The organism is Sediminicola luteus (assembly GCF_002514735.1).
Lineage (GTDB): Bacteria > Bacteroidota > Bacteroidia > Flavobacteriales > Flavobacteriaceae > HQA918.
In genome coordinates this window covers 818,963-843,490 of sequence record NZ_NBWU01000001.1, presented here as the reverse complement: position 1 = coordinate 843,490, position 24,528 = coordinate 818,963, and the positions used below count along the sequence as shown (strand labels likewise).

Genomic DNA, 24,528 nt, shown 5'->3' with positions numbered 1-24,528 from the left:
GTTTATTCGGTTTTTTCAATTTGGAACCCTACATCGGTAATGCCGGGTAAAAGTTTAACGCCGGGTATGCTACCATTGTCACGCATGGCATGCGATATCCGTAAGGTATATACGCCCGAACTGGGGAAAACGATGTTTTCTTTATACCAAAGTTTATTTTCTTTTATGCTGCCTGTACCTTGTCCGAGCCATTCGCCAGAAGGCAAGGCCATATCGTACTCTAGGGTATCGGTCACCATTTGGCCGGTAGGGAACTCCATTTCGGTGATTAGGAACAAATTGGCAAAGGGATACGCATTATCGTTACGCAGGTTGATGAAAATATGGTGGTCGCTCAGCGTGTCTTGGGGCGTAAACTGGAATTCGAGGGTACGGTCCTTATCCCATAGGGCATCTGAAAGGGACTGATATTGCGATTCTTCCAAGCCTTGCTGACAACCTAATACCAATAATAGGGCCAAGGCCCCAAGGGAAAAACGTTTACTTGGCATTATTTCGGGTATTGTTTTTCTTCGGTGGATTGTTATTCGTTCTACCACCGCGCTTTTGGTTATTACCCTTGGCCTTAGGGTTGTTTCTTTTGGACTGCTGTCCCCCTTTCGGTGTTCCTTTTTGGCCTCCTTTTGATCCGCCACCACTTTTTCGGTTGCCTTTTTGCGCCGGTTTTTGTCCGCCTTGGGTCACCTTTTGGGTTGCCCCGCGTTTCTTTTTACGGTTTCGGTTTCTGGTTTTGGGTCTGTCGAATCGGGTAATACTATCTTCTAGAACGGCCTTTTCGAAGGTTTCGGTTTCTACAATATTATCGGCAGCATAGGCCTCTAAGCTGGCTACTTTTTCTTTTTCCTTGTTCAGGGCAATAATCTCGTTCACCTGATCTTTGGTCAGGGTGTGCCAATGGGCGGGGTCGTCTTTATAGGAGAACCAAAGGGTTTCTTTGAAAATATCTACTTTTTGACAGAAGGCCATGCCTTTTTCGGTAAACAATTTGGTATCCTGACCCGGAAAATCGGAAAGGGCCTCGAGGTAGGTATCCAACTCATAATTGAGACAACATTTCAGTTTGCCACATTGACCGGCCAGTTTCAGTGGGTTTAGCGATAATTGTTGATAACGTGCCGCAGCGGTACTCACCGATCTAAAGTCGGTAAGCCAGGTAGAGCAGCATAGTTCGCGCCCACAAGAGCCTATGCCCCCCAAACGTTGGGCTTCTTGGCGGTATCCAATCTGGCGCATTTCGATACGGATACCGAAAGCTTTGGCCATGTCTTTGATCAATTGCCTAAAATCGACCCGATCTTCGGCGGTATAATAAAAGGTAGCTTTAGAGCCATCGCCTTGGAACTCTACATCGGAAATCTTCATTTCGAGTCCGAGTGAGATGGCAATTTCCCGAGATCGTTTTTGGATTTCGGCCTCACGGCCCCGGCAACGTTGCCAGATGTCAATGTCTTTTTGAGAAGCCTTACGATATACCTTACGCACCTCTTCTGGCTTGGGGTTTTCCTTTTTCTTTTTCATTTGAATACGCACCAACTCACCGGTAAGTGTGACTATACCCACATCGTGTCCCGATTTGGCTTGTGTAGCTACCACATCGCCCATGGCCAATGGTAGGTTCTCGGTATTCTTGAAAAACTCCTTTCTACTATTTTTAAACTGTACTTCCACAAAGTCATAGGCCACTTGCCCCGAGGGGAGTGCCATATTGGAAAGCCAGTCGAAAACGCTCAGTTTGTTGCAACCATCGGTACCGCAGGTTCCATTGTTCTTGCAGCCTTTAGGTTGTCCGTCCGCATGCGAACCACAACTGTTACAACCCATATTGTATATATTGTTTCCAAACCCGTGAGGGGTTGGGAATGGTCAAAATTTAATTACCGGTAAAGATAGCATAATTTATGGCAGTGTCGAAAGCAGGGGAATAGGCCGGTGGCCTTGGACTTTTGGAAAATTAAACGGTTAGGCTGAAAACCTTCGGAGTATTTTGTTTACCAGGACCTATAGAAATACAAAAAGGCCCATCGAGGGCCCTTAAGTAGGAAAATACATTCCTTTTTCATAGCGTCCATGCTAACATGGCGGCGTTCAACCTTTTAAACCTAGTGCCGGAGGACACCGTTAACAACCTCCGGACATACCCAAGATGCCAAAAGCATAAAATGGTTGCTTCGTGGTCACAAATTTTTTTAGGAAAATAGGAAATAGCATTGCAAATCGGACCGAGAATAAGCGATACGATCCAAATCAATGGTCGGCACAGTAGCCATACATCAAATTATAAAGGGGGAGTCCTTAGCCTTCTACCTTCTTCTGTATTTTTTTGGCGGTAACGAAAATTAGCAATAATACAATGGCGCAAAGGGCCGCCATAATACCGATTAGGGCAATAATACTATCGCCTTCAAAGAGGTTGTTGAAATCGAGAATGGTGCTGTTGTAAACGATAAGGGCAACACCTACAAACACTAAAAAGTAGACCAAATATTTATTCATAGGATCCAAATTAAGGCAACAAGATCAAAACAATCCGTTGACATTGGTAGCGAACAGTTTTACGGCAATGGCCAACAAAATAACCCCAAAGACCTTCCGGATTACGTTTAGACCATTCTTACCTAGAAAACGTTCTATTTTTTTAGAGGATTTGAGCACAAAATAAACAAAAATAATGTTTACCAAAATGGCGACGATAATATTCTCTACATGGAACTCCGCCCTTAAACTTAAAAGGGTGGTCAGTGTTCCTGCCCCGGCGATTAGCGGAAAGGCAATGGGGACCACAGAGGCGCTTTCGGGTTCGTCGTCTTTATAGAGGGTAATACCAAGTACCATTTCTATGGCCAGGAAAAAGAGCACGAACGAACCGGCCACGGCGAAAGAGTTTACATCGATACCGATAAGGTTCAACAGTTGTTTTCCTAAAAACAGGAAAGCGATCATAATTCCTGTGGCCACCAAACTGGCCTTTTCACTCTGAATATGGCCCACTTTGGCCCGTAGGCTAATAATAATAGGAATACTGCCGATAATATCGATTACCGCAAAAAGAACCATACTGGCCGTAACGATTTCCCTGATGTCGAAATTCATGGCAAACGAATTTGTGTACAAAGGTACGTGATAACCTTTGTGTTTGGATTAGGACAATGGAAATTATGAAATGTAAATTGAAGTGGTAACTTGAATCAAGAGTTGAACCCTCTGTGGTTCTCAGTGCTACTCCGTGAAACTCGGTGTAACAATACAAAAGATCATAATTACACAGAGGCTCACAGAGAATACGCAGAGTTTCGCTGAGAAATTGCTTCTGGTTTTTCAGCAATTACATTTAACCTCGATTCGCTTTTTTATTTACATAGTACACGTCTTCAAGTACATATTTCAAGAATCAGGGCATGCGCACCGACCAGCTCTTTTCCGCAATTCCACTGGACAGGCACAGCAAGGAGAGTCAGGTATAAAGGTGCCATGGCTTTCGAAAATCACTGAAAACCTAACTCATACCTAGTGAGGATTCGAAATGTGATAGACCGAACAACTAAAAAAGCATACTATCTTTGCGCTTTTGATATATGCTATGTTTGAACTGGGCAAGACCATTGTATCCGAAGAGATATTCGACAACGATTTTGTGTGCAACCTATCGGCCTGTAAAGGGGCTTGTTGTGTTGAAGGTAGTGCGGGGGCACCCTTGTTCAAAGATGAGTTGGAAGTATTGGCGGCAGTGGCCGAACCTAGTTTTCCCTTTTTGCGACCAGAGGGAATAGCGGCCATCAAGGAGCAAGGGCCCTATATCAAAGGAAACGATGGCGACTGGGAAACCCCTTTGGTGAACGACCGCGAATGTGCTTATGTGATATTTACCGAAGGCGGTATGACCAAATGCGGACTTGAAGCGGCCTACGAAGCGGGGGCCATTTCTTGGAAAAAGCCGATTTCTTGTCATTTATACCCAGTACGACTACGCGAATACACCCACTTTACGGCGGTAAACTACCACCGCTGGCATATTTGTGACGATGCCTGTAGTTTGGGCAAGGAGCTTCAAGTACCTGTATATAAGTTCGTAAAAGAGGCTTTGGTGCGTAAGTTCGGGGAAGCCTGGTACGCCGAGTTGGAGCAGGCTGCGGCAGACTACTTAAACGGCCGGTAAGGTCAACACCACCTGGGTGCCTATGGGTAATTGGGTGCTATCTACCAAATCGATGATATCTACGGCAAAGGTGTTTTGGTAATGGCGCGAAAAATTGGCCAACCGCTCTTTGGTAATATCGATACCCATCGATTTCTTTTTCAACAACTTGTTTTGTTTGATACGTTCCGCGGCTTCACGGCCCACTCCGTTATCGGTAATGCGAATGGTGAGGAATTCCGGGTTTTCTTGGGTAACGTCTACCGAAATATTTTTTTCACCTTCTTTGGACGATAATCCGTGCCAAAGGGCATTTTCGAGAAAGGGCTGCAAGATCAGTGAAGGTACTTTTACCTGATGTTTGTCGATACCGTCGGCCACATGTATCTTAAAATCGATTTCATTGGAAAAGCGGATGTTCTCAATATTCATATAGAGTTCTACGGTCTCCAATTCTTCGACCAACGGAATTTCGCGTACCGAGGAGGCATCGAGGATCTTACGTACCAGCTTCGAGAATTTATTGAGGTAGTGTACCGCATTTTTTTGCTCGTTGTTTATGATATAGAGCTTAATCGAGTTGAGCGAATTGAACAAGAAATGCGGATTCATTTGACTACGTAGCAAGCGTTGCTCTAAGGTGAGTAACTCTTTCTCCTTTTTCAATTGCCATTGGCGGTACAAAATGAATAGAATACCCAATAACAAGGCGAGGGCCATAGAGCCGATAATTAGGGTAATGCGATTTTTACGAAGTTTAAGTTTTACGATCTCGTTTTCTTGGGCCAACACCTGTATTTGATTGGTCTTTTTGTCAGACTCGTAGCGCATGATCATATCGTTCACATAGCGCAGGTTACGTTCGTTGGTCACTTCCTCGTCAAATCGAATCCCTTCCTTAAAATAGGATAGGGCTTCCTTGTTACGCCCGGTATCTTCCATAAGTTCGGCCATGGCCGATAGTCCGTCTGAGGTAACCCGGGGTAGTTTGAAGCGTTTGGCCATAGAAATACCTTCAGAGAGGTTTTTTTCGGCCTGTTTGAATTGGCCTACATCCATTTGGGCTTTTCCGAGATTGATATAAACCGGTGCGGTGATGAATTTGTCACCTAGGGCTTTAGAATCGGCCAGGGCAGGCACTAAAATTTCCAAGGCTTGGTGCGGCATGCCTTTTTTAATGTAAATCTGGGCAATACTGTTCTTGCAGATTACACGGCCCATATCCGAATCGATCTCTTCGTTATAGGCCAATGAGGTACGGTAGTTTTCCAGGGCATCGTCCAACCGGCCTTGGGCCTCCATGGCTTCCCCAATATTTTGGTGGTTAATGGCGAGTCCGAGTCTATTGCCCAATTCCGATTCCAATACCAAAGACCTTCTAAATTGTTCAATGGCCAGTTGGTATTGCTCTAGGCTCATATAAATGTTTCCGATACTGTTCAGCGAAACATTTATGCTGCGTTTTATGCCTTCGGATGGGTTTTCTATCTGTTCGGCCAAGGTCAATGCTTCCTGGTTATGATCCAAGGCGGTTTTCACCGCATCGTTCCTGCGGTACACCACCCCTAGCATATTCAAACTCAGGATCTCAAATTCTACGTTCCTCGCATTTTTGGCCAATTCCAGAGCTCTTTCGTGAAGGGCTACGGCGGTGGTATACCTCGAAATATTGCGGTATTTGGTGCCCATTTGGTTTAAGGCATAGGATTGACCGGCCAAATAATCGGCTTTTTCCGAGGCTTCCAGTAAATATTTCATGTACAGGGTATCCCTTCGAAACTTTTTAACCGGCCTATCGATCTCTGAATAGGTCTGGGGTTGGGCCGCCACGATACTGTCCATACTTCGTTTTACCGAGGGCAATAGTTGTTGGCCTTTTAAGGGTAAGAGGCCAAATAAGAAAATGGCCAAAATTAGGGTTGGGTTAAAGGAATATTGCGGTGGGTTGGATGTAGGCGTGGGTAGGCGCATTAAAATAAGTCTAGGAAATCGGATTTTTTCTGGCGCGATACGGGTATTTTATGATTGGAACTGAGTACCACATAGCCATCCGTTTTAATGAATTCTTTAATCTTGCCCAAGTTAATGATATAAGAGTTATGGATCCTAAAAAATGTGTCGGCCGGTAGTATTTGGTTCAGTTCCTTTAGTTTTTTGGTCAAAACCACCTTGTTTCCATCCGTAAAATAGAGGGTGCTATAGTTGCCTTCCGATTCGGCATATAAAATATCGTCGCTTTCTACGAACATCAATTTACCATCGGTATTGATGGTGATTTTCTTCTGGAGTGAATTGGCGTTGAATTTGATGAGTATCTGTTCCAGTTTTTCGGCCGTATTGGTCCTTTTATGGTATTTCTTCACCTTGTGCAGGGTGTCGTGCAAATCGTCGGTGTCGATAGGTTTCAACAGATAGTCAATGGCCTCGTTTTTAAGCGCCTTGATGGCGTATTGGTTATATGCGGTGGTAATGATTACCGGAAAATCTTTTTCGCCCAATTTTTGAATAAACTGAAACCCATCGATCTTGGGCATCTCAATATCCAGAAATAAACAATCCGGAGCATTGGAGCCTAAATAATCAAGAGCTTCGTAGGGGTCGGTGAAAGAAGCGGCCACCTCGATCTCCTGACTAAAATTGGTCAGTTCCCAAGAAAGGCTTTGTAGGGCCTTGATCTCATCGTCTACGATAACAGCTTTTAACATACGTTTTGGGTAAAAAATAGCAATGAACCTATAAAGTTAACCGCAAAGCACCTAAAGGTAGGAAAGTTTTGTATGGCTGGCCGTTTTTTGAGTGTATATGGTAGTTCAGCGATCGTTTATAGGCCCTAAGCCATGATACAAGAGGTTTTGGTCTTAATTTTCCAATTACACAAAATTCTTTACCAATTATACATCGGGTGGGGTTTAAGGGCTATGGTCTCAGTACTTTGCGGCCGTAAGATCGAGAACCACCTATGAGACCACTACTATCTATATTGTTTTGTCTGGCTTTCTTTGCTACGGGTCAGGTAGAGGCACAGTTTTTCAAGAAGCTAAAGAAGAAGTTGGAAAAATCGGTAGAAGAGACCGTGTTGGATCGTGCCGAAGAAGAAACCCGAAAGACCACCGATAAGGCCTTGGACAGTATTTTGATCGGTGACGATGGCCAGCCACAACAGCCAGCACCACAGGGCGGGGGGCAACCCACATCGCGAAGGCCCGATACTTCAGGGGGTGATCCAGGCGGAAAAATGGAGTTGCCCAATGGTGGAAACGATGGGCCTGTTTTTTCGGCCACATCAAAATTCGACTTTGTGCCGGGCGAGACGGTTATCGCCTACGAAGATTTTAGTCAGGATGAGGTCGGCGACCTGCCTGCCAAATGGAATACCTCGAACAGTGCCGAGGTGGTAACCTTGAATACGACCGAGGGCAATTGGATGCAATTAAGCAAAGGCGAAGGCTCTTTAGTGCCCGAGTTTATAGACCAATACCCAGAAAACTTCACTTTGGAGTTCGATTTTGTTTACGATTTTGACCCCGGTAAATATGCCTATAAACGAGACCTGTCCGTATTACTCTCCGATTTGGAGAACCCGGGATATCAGCTCTCGCGGGAAACAGCAGGTAAAAATGGTGTGCTGCTAAGTCTTTATGGAGGTATAAGTTATGGTGGTGGTGCCAAGATTCGAAAATTTACCACCGATGCCAATTTAAACCTGCACAATACTAAAGAGCTGCCGGTTTTTGCCAAAGGGAACAAAATGAGGGGTAAACCGGTGCATGTATCCATTTGGCGGCAAGGCAAGCGCTTACGTATGTATGTAGAAAAGCAAAAAGTCTTTGATATTCCTCGGGCATTTGAACCGGGTAACGAAATAACGACCCTTCGCTTCTTTAGTGACCTGACCAATGATAACGAACAGTACTATGTAGGTAATATTCGCTACGCCGTAGGTAAAGCCGATATGCGCAACAAACTTATGACCGAAGGAAAGTTGATTACCTATGGGATTACTTTTGAAAAAGGCAAGGCCAATTTGAATCCAGAGTCCCAAGGGGTACTTAAGAAAATAGCCAAGATATTAAATGATAATCCCAGTGTTAAAGTAAAGGTGGTTGGCCATACCGACAGCGATGGGTCAGACGATATGAACCAAAAGTTATCGGAGAAACGTGCGGCGGCCGTTAAAGAGGCCCTAACCCAGAATTTTGGGGTTTCGTCTGGGCAATTGAGCAGCGAAGGTAAAGGGGAGTCCGAATTATTGGATAAAGGAAATAGTCCGGTATCCCATGCCAAAAACCGCAGGGTAGAATTCGTGAAATTGTAAGGAAAAGAAAGACTATGAGAAAGTGTTTGATCATGTTCGGTTTGTTGTTGACCATGCTGTTCATTGCGGTAATGGTGGCCCAAAACGAAGAAATAAAAACGGTTGAGTCCGAAGGGACAATGGTTCTACGAAGTAGCCGGTAAAATATGCTAGAGACCAACCGTACCAACAATCGCTATCGACCCGTGGGATTTCCATGGATTTTTTGCCAAGTGTCCGGCAAATAACAAAGGTGCACAGCCTAGCCAATAATATTGGTATCCAAGGGTTCGATCTTGGGTAAAGCCCAGGGGAACGGCTTACCCAAATCCTGATCGGGCCCGTGGGTCGTAGCGTTTTGTTCTTTTAGCTAAAAATCCCGTATCGAAAGATGCGGGATTTTTCTTTTCTGGTATTCAAAATAACCAGTAGGTGCAGATAGTAGCCAGGGTAGTGGTCTGATCTTGTTTGGCTTAGCTGTTCTTTGTCTTAACGGGGGTAAGAAAACGACCCAAGCTGCTAGATGTGACCAGCTGGGTGATTTTAGAAGAGTTCTGATAAAACCTATTGGTTTATTTTTTGAAGGAAAAAGCCGTCAAAAAAAAAGTAAAAAAAGTTGTTTTTGATCGAGGTCAATAAATATGGGGATCCGATCTACATTTCAACAAAACGTGTTAAAAACTTTGGATCGTACCCCCCCGGTACCAGACAAGGAATTGATCATCTTTGTTAGTCCCTAACGGAGGCAACCCACCTTCGAGAACACTAACTTTTATAATAGATTATCAATATGCCCGCGGTAGAGCCCATCTTACAAGAGAACAAAGACAGATTCGTTATTTTCCCTATTCAACATCACGACCTTTGGGAATGGTATAAAAAACAAGAAGCTTGTATCTGGACCGCCGAGGAAATCGATCTTCACCAAGATCTAAACGATTGGAACAATAAGCTCAACGACGATGAGCGCTATTTTATAAAACATATCTTGGCCTTTTTCGCTGCCTCTGATGGCATCGTAAACGAAAACTTGGCCGAGAACTTCGTAAACGAGGTACAATACTCTGAAGCAAAATTCTTCTATGGTTTCCAGATTATGATGGAGAACATACATTCAGAGACCTATTCGCTATTGATCGATACCTACATCAAGGACGAAAAGGAAAAGGACCAGCTTTTTAAAGCCATTGAAAATTTCCCGGCCATTAAACGTAAAGCCGATTGGGCCTTGCGTTGGATCGAGTCGCCCAGTTTTGCCGAGCGCTTGATCGCCTTTGCCGCCGTTGAGGGTATTTTCTTTTCGGGTTCTTTCTGTTCTATCTTTTGGTTGAAAAAACGAGGTCTGTTACCCGGACTTACCTTTTCCAACGAATTGATTTCCCGCGATGAGGGTATGCACTGCGATTTTGCGGTGCACCTACACAACCACCATTTGATCAATAAAGTACCCAAGGAGCGTATTACCGAGATTATCGTAAACGCCCTGAACATTGAGCGTGAGTTCATCACCGAATCGCTTCCGGTAAGTTTGATTGGTATGAACGCCAAACTCATGACCCAATACCTAGAGTTCGTAACCGACCGTTTGTTGGTAGAATTGGGATGTGAAAAGGTATACAACGCTTCCAATCCATTCGATTTTATGGATATGATCTCACTGCAGGGTAAGACCAACTTTTTTGAGAAACGGGTTTCCGAATATCAAAAAGCCGGTGTACTCAAGCAGGGAGAAAATGATGAGGAATCCCAAAAAATCAGCTTCGACGCCGATTTTTAACCGATAATAGACCTGTTTACCGTGGGCCCTAGAGGCCTTCGGATGCCCCTTTTTGCCAGTTCCGTATACGGGAATGGCCTAACCAATAATTGCTTAAAAATTCACAGTAGTAGCCCATGTTTGTAGTAAAAAGAGACGGTAGGAAAGAGCCTGTAATGTTCGATAAGATTACGGCCCGAGTGCGTAAATTATGTTATGGTTTAAATACCCTGGTCGATCCCACCAAGGTGGCCATGCGCGTAATCGAAGGATTGTATGATGGTGTAACCACCTCAGAGTTGGATAATTTGGCCGCAGAGACCGCCGCCACCATGACCACCACCCATCCGGATTTTGCCAAATTGGCCGCCCGTATCTCCGTTTCCAATTTACATAAGAATACCAAAAAGTCCTTCTCCGATACCATGAAGGATCTTTACGAATATGTAAACCCGAGAACCGGTAAAGATGCGCCGCTTTTATCCGATGAGGTTTACGAGGTAATCCAAGCCAATAAAGATTTTTTAGATTCCACGATCATATACAACCGAGATTTCGGCTACGATTATTTTGGGTTTAAAACTTTAGAGCGTTCCTATTTGTTGAAATTGAACGGTAAGATCGCCGAGCGTCCGCAGCATATGCTTATGCGTGTAGCGGTAGGTATCCATTTAGACGACTTGGATGCCGTGGTAGAGACTTACGAACTAATGAGTAAGAAGTTCTTTACCCACGCCACGCCGACCTTGTTCAATTCGGGTACACCCAAGCCACAAATGTCTTCCTGTTTCTTGTTGGCTATGCAAGACGACAGTATCGACGGGATTTATGACACCCTAAAACAAACGGCCAAAATATCGCAATCTGCCGGTGGTATCGGTATCTCTATACACAACATTCGCGCAACTGGTTCTTATATCGCAGGCACCAATGGTACCTCTAACGGAATCGTACCTATGTTACGGGTGTATAACGATACCGCCCGTTATGTAGACCAAGGTGGCGGTAAGCGTAAAGGGAGCTTTGCCGTATATATGGAGCCTTGGCATGCCGATATTTTCGATTTCTTGGAATTGAAGAAAAACCACGGTAAGGAAGAAATGCGTGCACGCGATCTTTTCTACGCCATGTGGGTTTCCGATTTATTCATGAAAAGGGTAGAGAACAACGAAAAATGGACCTTAATGTGTCCCAACGAATGTCCAGGCTTGTACGATACCCATTCCGAGGAATTTGAAAAACGATACCTACAATACGAGGCCGAAGGAAAAGGGCGTAAGACCATTAAGGCCCGCGACCTTTGGGAAAAAATCTTGGAAAGCCAGATCGAGACGGGTACGCCTTATATGTTGTATAAAGATGCGGCCAACCGTAAGAGTAACCAGAAGAACTTGGGTACCATTCGCTCGTCTAACCTCTGTACCGAGATTATGGAGTACACCTCGCCCGATGAGGTGGCTGTTTGTAACCTGGCTTCCATTGCCTTGCCCATGTTCGTTAAGAACGGAGCGTTTGATCACGAAGAGCTGTTCCGTGTCACCAAAAGGGTTACCCGTAACCTTAACCGGGTTATCGACCGTAACTATTACCCGATCAAAGAGGCCGAGAATTCGAATATGCGTCACCGTCCGATCGGTTTGGGTGTACAAGGTTTGGCCGATACTTTTATTATGTTGCGTTTGCCTTTTACCTCTGATGAAGCTAAAAAGTTGAACGAGGAAATTTTCGAAACCTTATATTTCGCAGCCGTAACCGCTTCTAAAGAAATGGCCCAAGAAGAAGGGGCATACTCTACTTTTAAAGGCTCACCCATGTCTAAAGGAGAGTTCCAATACAATATGTGGGGCATTAACGATAGCGACCTATCCGGTCGTTGGGATTGGGCCGCCTTGCGTAACGAGGTTATGGAGCATGGGGTGCGTAACTCGCTATTGGTAGCCCCAATGCCAACCGCATCTACCAGCCAGATTTTGGGTAATAACGAATGTTTCGAGCCTTATACCTCCAATATCTATACCCGTAGGGTATTGTCTGGCGAGTTTATCGTGGTAAACAAGCACCTACTGGAAGACTTGGTTAACCTAGGCCTTTGGAACGAGAGTTTGAAACAGGAGTTGATGCGTGCCAACGGATCGATCCAGCATATCAATGGTATACCCGAAGATATCAAAGAGTTGTATAAAACCGTTTGGGAGCTGAGTATGAAAGACATTATCGATATGAGTCGCCATAGGGGTTACTTTATCGACCAGAGTCAGTCGCTCAACCTCTTTATGGAGAACGCCAACTTTGCCAAACTTACCTCCATGCACTTTTACGCTTGGAAGAGTGGTCTAAAGACAGGTATGTATTACCTACGAACCAAAGCTGCCGTAGATGCCATTAAGTTTACCTTGGACAACACCAAAAAGAAGGAAGTTCCGGTAAGTATAGCCGCCGAGGCCGAGGTGACCGCAGCGACCTTGAACAAGCCCGAGGACATTAAAGTGGCCCCGACCCCGGTAGCCCAACAAGAGGTAGATATAGCGCCCATGAGCCCGGAGGAAATGAAAGCTTTGATCGCCCAGGCCAAAGCTGGCCAAGGCGACGACGATTGCCTAATGTGCGGTTCATAGAAAGTTAAATAACCCCCCACTACGCTATATATAGTTTGAAGAGGACGTCTTGCAAGGGACGTCCTTTTTTGTTTTCGTCACCCCAGGGGTAAAACGAAATGGGTAGTAAATTGATGGTCAACCGATGGAATTCCCCTTAATCTATTCGTGAGCACTTACAGTTTCGAATGAAAATACCATCGGTTTACCTATATTCGAAACTTCAATTAAAACCAAACCTAACTTATGAAAAAAGTAGTTGTTCTTTGTGCTGTTTTATTGGGGGTGTTAAGCTGTAGTAGTGACGACAATGCCCCACCTCCGATTGTATTACAATTGGGTGATTTACATGAAGGCGGCATCATCTTTTATTTAGATGAAACGGGTGAGCATGGTTTGGTATGCGCTATGGAAGATCAGCATTTTGAGGTGTATTGGGGTTGTGAAACAGCGGCAATAGATGGGGCCGATGGAAAAGAAATTGGTGCTGGTGCCCAAAACACCTTGGATATCGCAGACCGATGTAAAGGCACCGAGTTTGCTGCTGAGTTATGTATAGATTATGAATCTGGTGGTTTCGACGATTGGTTTATGCCCAGTATAGACGAGCTAAAGGTTCTGAGCTTAAATAAAGACTTGGTAGATGAAGCTTTGGAGAAAAATAGCGGTAAGACCATTGATGATGCCGAATACTGGAGTTCGACCGAAGCTAGTTTGAATACGGTGTATTTTCAATTTATGGGGGCAAACCCGGACAAATACATTCAAACGCTACGCGATGAGAGTAAAATGAATGTCCGCGCCATTCGCGCTTTCTAAACATACATAAGGGCGTCTGCCAAACTCTTCGTATTTTAGGTGTTTTGAGAAACTGTTTATTTATTCTTCCGACGACAATCGGAAAAGCAATCCACTACACTATGCGAATACTTAGCGTTATCATTATGGCCTTTTGTACTATAGGGGCCTTGGCTCAAAATGCCCTGATCCATCAACCTGTGGCCAGCCCAGATGGGCAACAAATAGCGTTTTGTTATCAAGGCGATATATGGACAGCCAACAGTAATGGGAGTAATCCCAAACGGATAACGGCCCATACGGCCTACGATCAAAACCCGGTTTGGAGTGCCGACGGCAGCCGCATTTATTTTACATCCAACCGTTTTGGCAACAGCGACATCTTTAGTATGAAATCTGGCGGTAGTGCCGTTACCCAACATACCTTTAATAGTGTATCCGATAACTTGACCGGGGTATTCGGCGACCATATCTTTTTTACCACAGATCGCGAGTTTGCGCAAGTGGAATGGGAACCCGAATTGGCCCAAGTGGCCATAATCGGTGGCACCCCAGAACAATTACTGACTACTACCGGTCGCGATGCCCGTTTATCGCCCAATGGCCGTTTGGTGGCCTTAACCAAAGGCAGTTGCCGTATAGCCCGTGAGGCCTATAGCGGTTCGGCCAATCGCGATATTTGGGTATACGATACCCAGAACGATACCTATCATCAGATCACCACCGATCCCCATAACGATTTTAATGCTTATTGGATCAACGATACCACCTTGATCTTCCAATCGGGCCGCACCAAAAAATACAACCTTTATACGGTAACCCTGTCCGAAAATGGCGCTAAGGCAAGTGCTCCCCAGGCCTTGACCAATTTTGAAACCCAAGGGCTTTTCGAGTTCAGTTATGGTGGCGGTATGGTTTTGGCCATGCAACGTGACCGATTGTTAAAGATAGATGCGAATACGGGCGCGGTAAACGAGATCGCTATCGCCCCAGAAGGAGAAAGGGTGGTCCTGGCATTTGAAAACAAAAGCTTTTCTAGCGATGCCAACCAAGTGGTGCCTTCACCCAAAGGCAAGATGTTGGCTTTTGAGGTACGGGGTGAGATTTTTGTAAAGAAAAACGATAAGGAAATCAAACGTTCGGTAAATATTAGCCGATCCCCCTATCGCGATGTAGAGCCCCAATGGTTAGATAAGGACCATCTGTTGTTCGTATCGGATCGTGAGGGTCAGAAAGATATCTATATGGCCCAGGCCCAAAACCTTTCCGATTCCGTACTCTATCGATCACTTCGTTTTCGAATCAAAAACCTTACTAATTCCAAGGCTTCCGAACGCGATATATTAATGTCGCCCGATGGGAAGAAAATAGCCTACAGCAAAGACAATCAATTAATAGTGGCCGAGATCAGTACTTCCGGTCTTCGCAATGCGAAAGTACTGTTAGACCATTGGGATCAAGTAGAAGATTTGAGCTGGTCGCCCGATTCCCAATGGCTGGCCTATAGCCACGAAGATTTGAACTTTAATGCCGAAGTGTATATCCACAAGGCCGACGGAAGCCAGGCCCGGGTAAATGTATCCATGCACCCCAAAGGCGACATTATGCCCCGTTGGTCTCCCGATGGTAGTAAATTGGGCTTTAGTTCGAACCGCAATAACAGCGATTATGATGTTTGGTTTACCTGGCTCAAGAAATCCGATTGGGAAAAGACAGGTTATGATTGGGAAGACGAACCCGAGGCCGATAAAAAGGACAAGGATAAAAAGGTAAACGTACAAATCGATTTTGAAGATATCTACAAACGTCAGAAACAAATCACTTCCTATACCGAAGGTGAATTTATTAGGGGCTTCTCCAAAGATGGTAAAACTCTCTATTATACCACCGGTAATTGGTCTAGGGGCAATGCCAAGGTAGATTCCGATTTGTATAGCATTAGTTGGGAAGCCAAGGATAGAAAAGCCATTACCGAGAAAAATGCACGTCCGAGAGGGGTGGTTTTCGATGCCAAAAACGAAAATGCCTATTACTTGCAAAAGGGAGGTATCAAAAAATTAAAACTCGATGGGGCCAAGGTAGAGGGGCGACCTTTTACCGCCAAAATGAAGCTCGATTATAAAGAAGAAGAAAAACAGTTGTTCGAAGAGGCTTGGGCGGCTTTAGACCAAAGGTTCTACGACCCTAATTTCCACGGACGCGACTGGGATGCTTTAAAGTCAGAATACCGACCCTTGGCCATGAAAGCCTCTACCCGCACCGATTTTGTGGCGATGTTTAACTGGATGCTCGGCCAGATCAATGCCTCACACATGGGTATGTACAACCGTAACCTATACCCCTATATCAAAAAGGTGAAAACCGGACAATTGGGTGCGGCCTTTAAAAATGTACCGAATGGTTTAAGTGTGGTTTCGGTTACCCCGAATACCCCTGCCGATCGTATAGAAAGCAAATTATTGCCCGGGGATATCATAAAGGAGGTTAATGGGGAAGTATTGACGGCCCAGACGAATATTTTTCAGCTTTTGGAAGCTCAAGCTGGGGAAAAGGTAATTCTGAAAATTCAACGTCAAGGCGTGAATAAAGAATTGGTTATCGAACCCGCCTCTTCCACTTCCGATGCCAAATACGATGCTTGGGTAACCCAAAAACGTAAATTGGTAGACACTTACTCTAACGGGCGTTTGGGCTATTTGCATATCGAGGGAATGAACTGGACCAGCTTTGAACGGTTCGAGCGCGAACTCATGGCTGCGGGCCATGGTAAGGAAGGCATTGTAATCGATGTACGCTATAACGGCGGTGGCTGGACCACCGATTACCTTATGGCCGTATTAAACGTACAGCAACATGCCTATACCGTACCCAGGGGCGCAGCGAAAGATCTAGCCAAAGAGCATGCCAATTTTAAACATACCTATCCGTTCAGCGAACGACTGCCCTTGGCCTCTTGGACCAAACCCTCTATTGCCCTTTGCAACCAGAATTCGTATTCCAATGCCGAAATATTTTCACATGCCTATCAAAACCTCGAAATCGGAAAATTGGTAGGAAACCCCACTTTTGGGGCAGTAATTTCAACAGGGGGACAAGGCCTAATTGACGGGTCGTACGTACGTATCCCTTTCCGAGGCTGGTACAACCACCGTACAGAGAAAAACATGGATTTCGTGCCGGCCATACCCGACATCACCGTCTTGAACGCCCCAGACGAAAAAGCCAAGAATACCGATTCCCAATTGAAAAGAGCGGTAGACGAGTTGCTGGCCGATTTGTAAATTGGTAATGGGCCATATATGGTTCTGACAATAGGTAAAAAAACCAAAGTGGATACCTCGGATGATGAAAATCATCTTTCGGTTCCACTTTTGGCTTCCTATGAGGCATTTGTATAGGTTTTCGTAAAGTGCTAGGGTAATAGCTCTACTTTTCCGGTGGCCATATTATATACCGCACCCACAATTTTAATGGCCCCTTCGGCTTCCAGTTCTTTCATAATTGGACTTTGGCTACGGATATTTTCCATAGTGAGCCTTACATTGCTCTCACATACCTTTTCTACGAAACCTTGGTTTTTAGAACTTCGGTCACCTTCATAATCAACCGCGACCACGGCTGGCCATATTTTTGAGAGCATGGGTGTTATATTACCCAATTCTACTTGGTCAATGGACGCTTTAACGGCACCACAATGTTCGTGGCCCATTACCAAGACCAATTTGGCCCCAGAAACCTTGGTGGCGAATTCCATACTACCGAGGATATCTTCATTGACAAAATTACCGGCTACCCGGGCTACGAAAATATCGCCTATGCCTCGGTCGAAAACGTCTTCTACTGGAACCCGGCTATCGACACAAGACAGAACGATGGCTTTCGGAAATTGCTGAAGGGTACTTTTACGCACCATTTCAGAATGGTTCCTGGCCGTGAGGTCATTACTTCTAAATCGCTTGTTCCCCTCCTCTAGTGCGGTCAATACCATTGTTGGGGTAAGCGCGTCTTGCTCTGCTTGGGTCAGCACATCTTCGATTAAGCCCGTTATGGGTTTGGCGGTTTCTTCCGAAACTTCTTTTTTAGGGGTTTGTCCTTGGCAGGCTATGTTCAGTAGGCACAAACATCCAAAGGCTAACAAATAATTTAGGGTTCTCATTACTTTTTGGTTTTAGGTTAAAAATTATAGAAAGTGACCAGGTTTATTTGGTCTCTATTTTCGGTATTCATGAATTGGTTCATATAACCCAATTCGAAACGAAGTTTTGGGTTAAGCTGATAACCCAGTGCCCCATAAAGGCGGTTGCGGTCGAATACCGTAGCCTCATGGTTGATGAAAATCTCATTGTAACTCGAAAAATAAAAGGTGTCGTCACCCATTTCCGCTTTGGCCAGCGGAATGTTCAGGGCCAAAAAATACCGGAACCTCAACCGAAAATCATGCCCCTCGATCCATCGTTGTTCTATTCGGTACCGATGCTGTAAATAGAATTTTCCGAAACGTTGGCGGGTGATGAATTGTTGGTAAATACGATGTTCGTTGCTTTTTACCTTATCAAGTTGCCCATCGACATAGTTTTGGCTGTGTATAAACCCATATCCAAGAAGTAGATTGTTATTGTTTTCCGAAAGGTTATAGCCCAGACCCGTACGTAACAACAATTGTTCTAGGTCGCCAATGGCGTCGTAGTTGCGATATTGGATCTCATGATGCCAATTCCAATTTTTTGGCAGGCTTTTGTTGCCAAAATAAATTAACCAATTGCCTAGGTCGCTTTGTTGGGCAGTTAAGTGGGTAAGCATACAAAACAGAAAGGCGACAGTATTGAAATTTCGCATGTTGGTCAAGGGGTTGGTTTTAGCTTGCAAGTTAAAGTGGGGCGTGTACTTATTATAGCCAAGACTGTTTAGGGAAAACACTTACAAATTTTAAGGTTGAAAGGTTACGTTTGCTTTTACTTAAAGGTTATGGTTTTAAGTGCAAATTCGTTAGGTGGAGAAGCTTATATTTCAGGCTTTGCTTTGTATTTTTATACAAAAAGCCAAATATGGAATACGCCATAATCGGAGGGGGAATCTGCGGATTGTCTACCGCTTTGGCCCTCGAACAGATCGGGGTCGATTATCAGTTGTTCGAGAGGGCTCCGGAACTGACCGTCGTAGGGGCCGGAATTTGGTTGGCGCCCAATGCGCTTCAGGCCTTGGACTATTTTGGGGTTTTGGAACAGCTGAAGCAAAACGGAAACCCGATCCACAGGGTAAGTTTATGTACCGCCGATTTAAAGGTATTGTTAGTTATACCCCAAACCGAAATCGAAGACACCTTCGGGGAAGCTACCCTGGCCATACATCGGGCTCGACTTCAACAAGTGTTGTACCAGGCATTACCCCCCGAAAAAGTCCATTTAGGCAAAGCCTTTGCCAAGTATGAAGTGTTGGGTTCGGAAGCCGTTCGGGTTCATTTCGAAGATGGTACTTCCATAGAAACCAAATATCTACTTGGTGCCGATGGCTTGCGGTCTCGGGTACGCCAGCAACTTTTTCCGAAAAGTATAATCCGTAATGCCCAACAATGCTGTTGGCGTGGCATGGCGGAAGAAGATTTGGAAGAGGAATTCGAACATTGGGGCTTGGAGCTCTGGGGCGATCGAATCCGATTTGGTTTTTCAAAAACAGGTCCGAAGGAAGTCTATTGGTTCGCGGTAGCCACCACCGATTTTGAAGGGGACAAGGGTAGGAAACAGAAACTATTGGAAGGGTTTTCGACCTTCCATCCCAGGGTGTCCCGCTTAATCGAAGCCACTCCGGAACATAAAACACTTCGAAACGATATCAGCGACCTCAAACCGATAAGGCAATGGCACCAAGGTCATATTTGTCTTTTGGGCGATGCAGCCCATGCCACTACGCCCAATATGGGTCAGGGTGGGGCCCAGGCCATTGAAGATGCCTATCATTTGGCCCAAACGATGGGTCAATTTCCGACCGGACCCAGTTTCGAGGCCTTTCAACGTAACAGGCAGCCGAAGGTTAATACCATTGTGAAACGCTCTTGGACTACCGGTAAAATGGCCCATTGGAAATATGGTCAAGACTTGCGCAACCAATTGCTAAAGGCGATGCCAACTAAACTTATGGCCAAACGAATGGAGACTATGTATAGGTTGTGATTGAAAACAATAGGAAAGCCAAGTGTTGGTCTTGTAAGAAGTATTTTGAGATTAGACCGCTTCGCTCACTTAGCCCTGCCCCATGGCATGGGTAGAACATAGACTTTATGATATGCACTGTGCTGTGTTTTTATGTTTTGTGGAAAAATTTAAATCAGGAAAGATCAGAAGTTTCCATACAGGAAGCTACGGTAAAGAAAACAATGTCTTTTCTCTTTACTCTTTTTGTCTTAGCCATCAAAATTCAGATGGTTGTGGTTTTTTATTTTGGTTATCTTCAGGGGCACTTAAAACCAATCCGTTATGAGACCTTCAATATTCTTTTTGGCCCTAGTGGCGCTCTTTTTGTCCTGTGAGCCAGGGAAAGACAAAACCACTTCCTTGTCGGATTACCAAGGTAACGAGACCTTTTCGGTCATTTTTGGAAACACCGTAGTCGGACATTTGAAGACCCAGATTGTAGGCGATACCATAGCCGTCGATTACGATTATAAGAACAACGGTCGGGGCCCGACCATGAAGGAAACCTTGGTACTGAACCCTGAAGGTTTTCCGGTGCAATGGCAAATTACCGGTAATACCACCTTTGGTAACGATGTCGATGAAACCTATACGCTGTCGAGCCAAAAAGCGGCTTGGACCGATGCAACCGGAAGCGATAGCACCAACATTTCAAGTCCCCACTGGTATGTAAACCAATCGGGGAGCCCCTACTCCGTGATACTTACGGCCCGTAGTCTTTTGGCGGCTCCTGATCAGACTATGGCCGTTTTACCGGGAGGCAGCCTACGTTTGACCGAAATGGAGCGGAGCAGCATCACCCAAGATAGTACGCAGTTAGATCTAATTACCTATGCCCTCTCGGGTGCCGACATGAACCCATCGTATTTTATCGCCGATACCGACCATAGGCTTTTCGCTGTAATCAGTCCGCGTTTTGTAATCGTACGTGAAGGCTTTGAAGCGCACGAAAAAGATCTACGCGCTTATGCCGAACGCTATTCTACCGAACGTTTTGAGTCCATTCAAAAGAAATATGCCCATGACTATGGCAAAAAGGTACGTATAACCAATGTGCGCATTTTTGACCCCAAAACCTTAAACATAAGTGATCCAGCATCGGTTTCTGTGGTTGAAGATCGTATTGCAAGCATTGATGGCCCCGACGCCACCGGACCCGATGAAGTAGTTATCGATGGCAAGGGCGGAACCTTGGTAGCCGGAATGTACGAAATGCATGCCCATACCGGCGATGAGGGCGCCTTGCTGAATGTTTTGGCCGGTATAACCACCTTTAGGGATATGGGTAACGACAATGCCGTTTTAGAGGAATTAGTAGGCAAGATCGAGTCGGGTGTTTTGGCGGGACCACGGGTACACCGTTTGGGTTTTATAGAGGGTAAAAGCGATTATAGCGCCAATAACGGTATCGTGGTGGCCAGCCAAGAAGAGGCCTTGGCAGCTGTAGATACCTACCATGATATGGGATACTATGGCGTTAAATTGTACAATTCCATGAATGGCGATTGGGCCCCGGCCATTGTTGCCAGAGCCCATGAGTATGGCATGTTCGTATGCGGACATGTACCTGCCTTTTCCAATGCCAATGCCATGTTAGCCGCCGGTTTTGATGAAATGACCCACATTAACCAAACCATGCTGGGGTGGGTATTGGCCCCGGACGAAGATACCCGTACCCTACTGCGCTTAACGGCCCTGAAGCGATTGCCTCAAGTAGATCTTGAAAGTGCCCCGGTGCAAAAGACCTTAGATCTATTTTTAAAACATAAAACGGCCATGGATCCTACCTTGACCATTCACGAGGTATTGATGAAGGCCAGGAACGGCGAGGTTTGGGAAGGTACCAAAGACTTTATAGACCATATGCCGCCCAACGAGCAACGCGGCTACAAGGTAGCCTTGGCCCAGATTGCTTCCGAGGAAGACGACAAGGCCTATAAAGAAGCCTATGATAAAATTGTGGAGACCCTAAAATTGATGAAGGAAAAAGGCATATTTATCGTGCCGGGCACCGATTTGGGAGGTTCTTTCCTGTATCATCGTGAATTGGAGCTGTACCAACAATTGGGGTATAGTCCGGCCGAGCTGGTCAAACTGGCCAGTTACGACATGGCCCAATACATGGGCGATACCGATTCTGGAAGCATTGCCGTGGGTAAATTGGCCGATTTCTTTTTGGTACCTGGTAACCCGGTCGAAGATATCAAGGCTATTAAAACCATTGCCCTAGTGTCAAGAGGCGGGGTGTTCTATTATCCGACCGAAATATATCCGGAGTTTGGCATTAAACCTTTTACTGAGCTTCCAAAGGTAAGGGAGTAAAGAACTGGGTTAAGTAATGTAACGAAGTCGCCTACAGTCTTTTTTGCTCGGCCGACCGTTCTTTACCATTTTTCTTCTTCAACTTTTGGTTGCCAAAGGCATAACGCAACGACAGTTCCACGCTTTGGGTTTCCCGATTGTCGAGAAAAGAACTGTTTTGATCCAAATATTGAGTGCTAATGGTACTTACTTGGGTGTCCAGAATATCGTTTATCCGCAATCCGAGGGTGAGCTTCTCGTCCCACAACTTTTTGGTGAGCCCGACCGAAAGATCTTGGGTGCCGGAAATGTTCATGGAGCCTTGGATGGCATCGGAAACGGTCCAAAAACTGAGCTCGGCGATCAGACTTTTGTCATTCAGTAATTGGTAGGTGGTGGAGGCATACACATAATACAGCCAATTGTCGTTGGTAAGCAGTTGGTTTTCGTTTTCCAAGGCTTGGAACCGGCTTAGTTCATAGTAGCCCTCCAGCGATACATACAGGTTCCAATCGGGGTTTAGGTCCATATTACTAAAGAATAAGGCACCATAGGTAATCTCGCGATCGGTATTGATGGTGGTATAGCGAATGGTCTGTCCGTCGTTGTCTTGAAAACTGACTTCCAACATGGCATCGGTGGCGTATTGGTAGAAGAGCCCGAAGTTGAAGTTCTGTTTTAGGCTATACTCTAGGTCCAAGTTGTGTTTTATACTCGGTCTAAGGTTGGGGTTGCCCTCAAAATAACTATACTGCCCAAAATAGAAAGTAAAGGGGTTTAGCGAATTGTAACTGGGCCGTTGTATACGTTTGCCATACGATAGGCTAAGATCATGGTCTTCATGGGGGCGATATTGCAGGTAAATCGTGGGGAACCATTTTAAATAATTATCGGTATTTTTTTGATCTAAGGTGGTCGAGATACCTGTTAAACGCGTGAATTCGGTTCGCAATCCGGCTTTAACCGACCATTTTTGCCAATCGCGATGGGCGCTGGTGTAGGCGGCCAGGTTAGCTTCGTAATAGCGGAATCGGTTGGTTTTGCTAGGGTCGGGTATGGGTAGGCCATTCGGGTAATTGAAGTGTTGTAGATCGCTATCCGAACCTACCTCGGCCCATTTTAGTCCGGCTTCCCAAGAAGTGCCATCTTCAGAGGGGTTTTCATAATCGGCCTGTACCGAACGGATTTGGGTGTCTTGCTGGCTTTGTGTGGTGAACAGCTCGTCGGATAGGAGTGCCCCATCGATTTCCATGAATTCTGTAAAAACGTACTGATTACCTTTTCGGTCATAGTCGGTATAGTGCCCACTAAGGGTCACTTTTTGCCCCTGGTCATCGAGTTGTTGTATATAGTCAAGGTCTAGCCCAAGATTATGACTTTCCCGAAACGAAAGTCCTTCGGTCGTAAATCGGGAGTCGGGCGTACCCATAGGATCCAAAACCAAAGTGCGCGCCTGGTTCAGGCTTTTGTTATTGGGGGAGAGAAAGCCATTGGTACTTAGCACCACTTCACTTTTTTCTGAGAGTTCATATGCCCCGGTTAGGCGAAGGTTATGGCTTTGGTACCAACTATTACGGTCAAGATCGGTCAGGAATCTAGTCTGTAGTCCCTGGTCGGTAAATCGGATATCCTCATCTTCCTGCCGGTTGTTACGACCATCGCTATAGGAGTAGCCCAAGTAGAGATCCAATTTCTTGGTTTTGTAAAAATGTGAAGTAGCCCCTTGCCATTTGGCATAGATAGATTGCTCGAAATGCGTAGATACATTGCCCTTGTATCCGGCCAATACCGACTTTTTCATTTTTATGTTGATCAAGGCCCCACCTTCGGCATCGTATTTGGCAGGGGGGTTATCGACCACCTCGATAGCGGTGATATCGGTACCGGCCGTACCCTCCATAAGATCTTTAAGTTCACTTTGACTTAGGTAGACCCGTTTATCATTGATCAACAAAATCAAATCGCTGGTATTACGCACACTTAAATTATCGTTTTGAGAGATTAAACCAGGTGTCTTTTTTAATATTTCCCAAGCATTCCCATTGGAAATAGTACTGTTTTCAACATTAAAAACCAATCGGTCTACTTGTTTGACCACAGTGGGTTTTTTGGCGGCCACGACCACTTCATCGAGGTTTTGAGCGCTACTTTTCAAGATAAGCTTCTCTAAATCGATGTCTTTGTCCCAGGTAAAATTATGGGAATACTCGGCGAATCCAACAAAGGAAACTTTCAAGGTATAGCTGCCTTTTTTAGAGGATTCAAATTCGAAATACCCATCGGTATCCGTAATTTTTCCTGCCAACACCTGGTTTTCTTGAACTAACACCACATTGGCAAAGGCGATGGCCTGTTGGCTGCTATCGACTACCTGGCCTTTTAGGTGGAATTGCCCCACACTTAATAGCGGTAGACTTATAAACAGAAGGGTTACAAATCGTTTCATGTCGTTGCGTTATTGTAGG

General features: G+C 45.3%; 19 protein-coding genes. 10 read left to right on the top strand and 9 right to left on the bottom strand.

The genetic code is table 11. From position 1 onward, the window contains the following. Positions 1–2: 2 nt before the first annotated feature. The 4 genes from B7P33_RS10285 to B7P33_RS10270 all read right to left on the bottom strand — a co-directional run bounded on the left by B7P33_RS10285 (position 3) and on the right by B7P33_RS10270 (position 3,090). The gene (locus tag B7P33_RS10285) at positions 3–491 is read right to left on the bottom strand and encodes a gliding motility lipoprotein GldH (RefSeq protein WP_097441879.1); all 489 of its coding nucleotides are present in this window, start codon (positions 489–491) and stop codon (positions 3–5) included. Beyond that, complete coding sequence (locus tag B7P33_RS10280; RefSeq protein WP_097441878.1) at positions 481–1,821, bottom strand: PSP1 domain-containing protein; 1,341 nt, start codon at positions 1,819–1,821, stop codon at positions 481–483. The genes B7P33_RS10285 and B7P33_RS10280 overlap by 11 nt, the downstream gene beginning before the upstream one ends. A gap of 471 nt (positions 1,822–2,292) precedes the next feature. Further along, positions 2,293–2,493, bottom strand: a complete 201-nt coding sequence (locus tag B7P33_RS10275; protein WP_097441877.1) for a hypothetical protein — start codon at positions 2,491–2,493, stop codon at positions 2,293–2,295. Positions 2,494–2,517: 24 nt separating this feature from the next. Further along, positions 2,518–3,090, bottom strand: a complete 573-nt coding sequence (locus B7P33_RS10270; RefSeq protein WP_097441876.1) for a MarC family protein — start codon at positions 3,088–3,090, stop codon at positions 2,518–2,520. A gap of 487 nt (positions 3,091–3,577) precedes the next feature. On the opposite strand from B7P33_RS10270, the gene B7P33_RS10265 reads away from it, so the two are divergent. After that, on the top strand, positions 3,578–4,153 hold the full coding sequence (locus B7P33_RS10265) for a DUF3109 family protein (RefSeq protein WP_097441875.1): 576 nt from the start codon (positions 3,578–3,580) through the stop codon (positions 4,151–4,153). Here B7P33_RS10265 and B7P33_RS10260 read toward each other — a convergent pair. Together B7P33_RS10260 and B7P33_RS10255 are read right to left on the bottom strand one after the other, a co-directional pair. Next, positions 4,139–6,103, bottom strand: coding sequence for a tetratricopeptide repeat-containing sensor histidine kinase (locus B7P33_RS10260; protein WP_097441874.1), 1,965 nt, complete (start codon positions 6,101–6,103; stop codon positions 4,139–4,141). The genes B7P33_RS10265 and B7P33_RS10260 overlap by 15 nt on opposite strands. Further along, positions 6,103–6,837 (bottom strand): LytR/AlgR family response regulator transcription factor, encoded by a 735-nt coding sequence (locus B7P33_RS10255; RefSeq protein WP_097441873.1) that lies wholly within the window; start codon positions 6,835–6,837, stop codon positions 6,103–6,105. The genes B7P33_RS10260 and B7P33_RS10255 overlap by 1 nt, the downstream gene beginning before the upstream one ends. Positions 6,838–7,091: 254 nt before the next feature. Here B7P33_RS10255 and B7P33_RS10250 point away from each other — a divergent pair, with 254 nt between their 5' ends. The 6 genes from B7P33_RS10250 to B7P33_RS10230 all read left to right on the top strand — a co-directional run bounded on the left by B7P33_RS10250 (position 7,092) and on the right by B7P33_RS10230 (position 16,855). Further along, positions 7,092–8,447, top strand: a complete 1,356-nt coding sequence (locus B7P33_RS10250) for an OmpA family protein (RefSeq protein ID WP_097441872.1) — start codon at positions 7,092–7,094, stop codon at positions 8,445–8,447. A gap of 14 nt (positions 8,448–8,461) precedes the next feature. Continuing rightward, positions 8,462–8,590 (top strand): hypothetical protein, encoded by a 129-nt coding sequence (locus B7P33_RS19735; protein WP_262508028.1) that lies wholly within the window; start codon positions 8,462–8,464, stop codon positions 8,588–8,590. A 626-nt stretch (positions 8,591–9,216) separates the two neighbouring features. Continuing rightward, entirely contained in the window at positions 9,217–10,203 is a 987-nt protein-coding gene (locus B7P33_RS10245) for a ribonucleotide-diphosphate reductase subunit beta (RefSeq protein WP_097441871.1), read from the top strand. Positions 10,204–10,319: 116 nt separating this feature from the next. Then, positions 10,320–12,797 (top strand): ribonucleoside-diphosphate reductase subunit alpha, encoded by a 2,478-nt coding sequence (locus tag B7P33_RS10240; RefSeq protein WP_097441870.1) that lies wholly within the window; start codon positions 10,320–10,322, stop codon positions 12,795–12,797. A gap of 225 nt (positions 12,798–13,022) precedes the next feature. Further along, positions 13,023–13,595: an Lcl C-terminal domain-containing protein gene (locus B7P33_RS10235; protein WP_097441869.1), complete on the top strand. Its 573-nt coding sequence runs from the start codon at positions 13,023–13,025 to the stop codon at positions 13,593–13,595. A gap of 101 nt (positions 13,596–13,696) precedes the next feature. After that, positions 13,697–16,855, top strand: coding sequence for a S41 family peptidase (locus B7P33_RS10230; RefSeq protein ID WP_097441868.1), 3,159 nt, complete (start codon positions 13,697–13,699; stop codon positions 16,853–16,855). Positions 16,856–16,986: 131 nt separating this feature from the next. Here B7P33_RS10230 and B7P33_RS10225 read toward each other — a convergent pair whose 3' ends face one another. Together B7P33_RS10225 and B7P33_RS10220 are read right to left on the bottom strand one after the other, a co-directional pair. Next, complete coding sequence (locus tag B7P33_RS10225; RefSeq protein ID WP_097441867.1) at positions 16,987–17,730, bottom strand: carbonic anhydrase family protein; 744 nt, start codon at positions 17,728–17,730, stop codon at positions 16,987–16,989. A gap of 17 nt (positions 17,731–17,747) precedes the next feature. Continuing rightward, positions 17,748–18,410, bottom strand: a complete 663-nt coding sequence (locus tag B7P33_RS10220; RefSeq protein WP_097442306.1) for a DUF2490 domain-containing protein — start codon at positions 18,408–18,410, stop codon at positions 17,748–17,750. 209 nt (positions 18,411–18,619) lie between these two features. On the opposite strand from B7P33_RS10220, the gene B7P33_RS10215 reads away from it, so the two are divergent. From B7P33_RS10215 to B7P33_RS10210, 3 genes are all read left to right on the top strand, one after another. Further along, positions 18,620–19,741, top strand: a complete 1,122-nt coding sequence (locus B7P33_RS10215; protein ID WP_097441866.1) for an FAD-dependent monooxygenase — start codon at positions 18,620–18,622, stop codon at positions 19,739–19,741. 82 nt (positions 19,742–19,823) lie between these two features. After that, complete coding sequence (locus B7P33_RS19590; protein WP_141402442.1) at positions 19,824–20,048, top strand: hypothetical protein; 225 nt, start codon at positions 19,824–19,826, stop codon at positions 20,046–20,048. Further along, on the top strand, positions 20,045–22,084 hold the full coding sequence (locus B7P33_RS10210) for an amidohydrolase family protein (RefSeq protein ID WP_097441865.1): 2,040 nt from the start codon (positions 20,045–20,047) through the stop codon (positions 22,082–22,084). The genes B7P33_RS19590 and B7P33_RS10210 overlap by 4 nt, the downstream gene beginning before the upstream one ends. Before the next feature lie 31 nt (positions 22,085–22,115). On the opposite strand, the gene B7P33_RS10205 is transcribed toward B7P33_RS10210, so the two are convergent. Then, the gene (locus B7P33_RS10205) at positions 22,116–24,509 is read right to left on the bottom strand and encodes a TonB-dependent receptor domain-containing protein (RefSeq protein ID WP_097441864.1); all 2,394 of its coding nucleotides are present in this window, start codon (positions 24,507–24,509) and stop codon (positions 22,116–22,118) included. Positions 24,510–24,528 lie beyond the last annotated feature (19 nt).

Coding starts and splice junctions, on each gene's coding strand:
- B7P33_RS10285 (WP_097441879.1), bottom strand. CDS start 491: ATGCCAAGTAAACGTTTTTCCCTTGGGGCCTTGGCCCTATTATTGGTA.
- B7P33_RS10280 (WP_097441878.1), bottom strand. CDS start 1,821: ATGGGTTGTAACAGTTGTGGTTCGCATGCGGACGGACAACCTAAAGGC.
- B7P33_RS10275 (WP_097441877.1), bottom strand. CDS start 2,493: ATGAATAAATATTTGGTCTACTTTTTAGTGTTTGTAGGTGTTGCCCTT.
- B7P33_RS10270 (WP_097441876.1), bottom strand. CDS start 3,090: ATGAATTTCGACATCAGGGAAATCGTTACGGCCAGTATGGTTCTTTTT.
- B7P33_RS10265 (WP_097441875.1), top strand. CDS start 3,578: ATGTTTGAACTGGGCAAGACCATTGTATCCGAAGAGATATTCGACAAC.
- B7P33_RS10260 (WP_097441874.1), bottom strand. CDS start 6,103: ATGCGCCTACCCACGCCTACATCCAACCCACCGCAATATTCCTTTAAC.
- B7P33_RS10255 (WP_097441873.1), bottom strand. CDS start 6,837: ATGTTAAAAGCTGTTATCGTAGACGATGAGATCAAGGCCCTACAAAGC.
- B7P33_RS10250 (WP_097441872.1), top strand. CDS start 7,092: ATGAGACCACTACTATCTATATTGTTTTGTCTGGCTTTCTTTGCTACG.
- B7P33_RS19735 (WP_262508028.1), top strand. CDS start 8,462: ATGAGAAAGTGTTTGATCATGTTCGGTTTGTTGTTGACCATGCTGTTC.
- B7P33_RS10245 (WP_097441871.1), top strand. CDS start 9,217: ATGCCCGCGGTAGAGCCCATCTTACAAGAGAACAAAGACAGATTCGTT.
- B7P33_RS10240 (WP_097441870.1), top strand. CDS start 10,320: ATGTTTGTAGTAAAAAGAGACGGTAGGAAAGAGCCTGTAATGTTCGAT.
- B7P33_RS10235 (WP_097441869.1), top strand. CDS start 13,023: ATGAAAAAAGTAGTTGTTCTTTGTGCTGTTTTATTGGGGGTGTTAAGC.
- B7P33_RS10230 (WP_097441868.1), top strand. CDS start 13,697: ATGCGAATACTTAGCGTTATCATTATGGCCTTTTGTACTATAGGGGCC.
- B7P33_RS10225 (WP_097441867.1), bottom strand. CDS start 17,730: ATGAGAACCCTAAATTATTTGTTAGCCTTTGGATGTTTGTGCCTACTG.
- B7P33_RS10220 (WP_097442306.1), bottom strand. CDS start 18,410: ATGCGAAATTTCAATACTGTCGCCTTTCTGTTTTGTATGCTTACCCAC.
- B7P33_RS10215 (WP_097441866.1), top strand. CDS start 18,620: ATGGAATACGCCATAATCGGAGGGGGAATCTGCGGATTGTCTACCGCT.
- B7P33_RS19590 (WP_141402442.1), top strand. CDS start 19,824: ATGGCATGGGTAGAACATAGACTTTATGATATGCACTGTGCTGTGTTT.
- B7P33_RS10210 (WP_097441865.1), top strand. CDS start 20,045: ATGAGACCTTCAATATTCTTTTTGGCCCTAGTGGCGCTCTTTTTGTCC.
- B7P33_RS10205 (WP_097441864.1), bottom strand. CDS start 24,509: ATGAAACGATTTGTAACCCTTCTGTTTATAAGTCTACCGCTATTAAGT.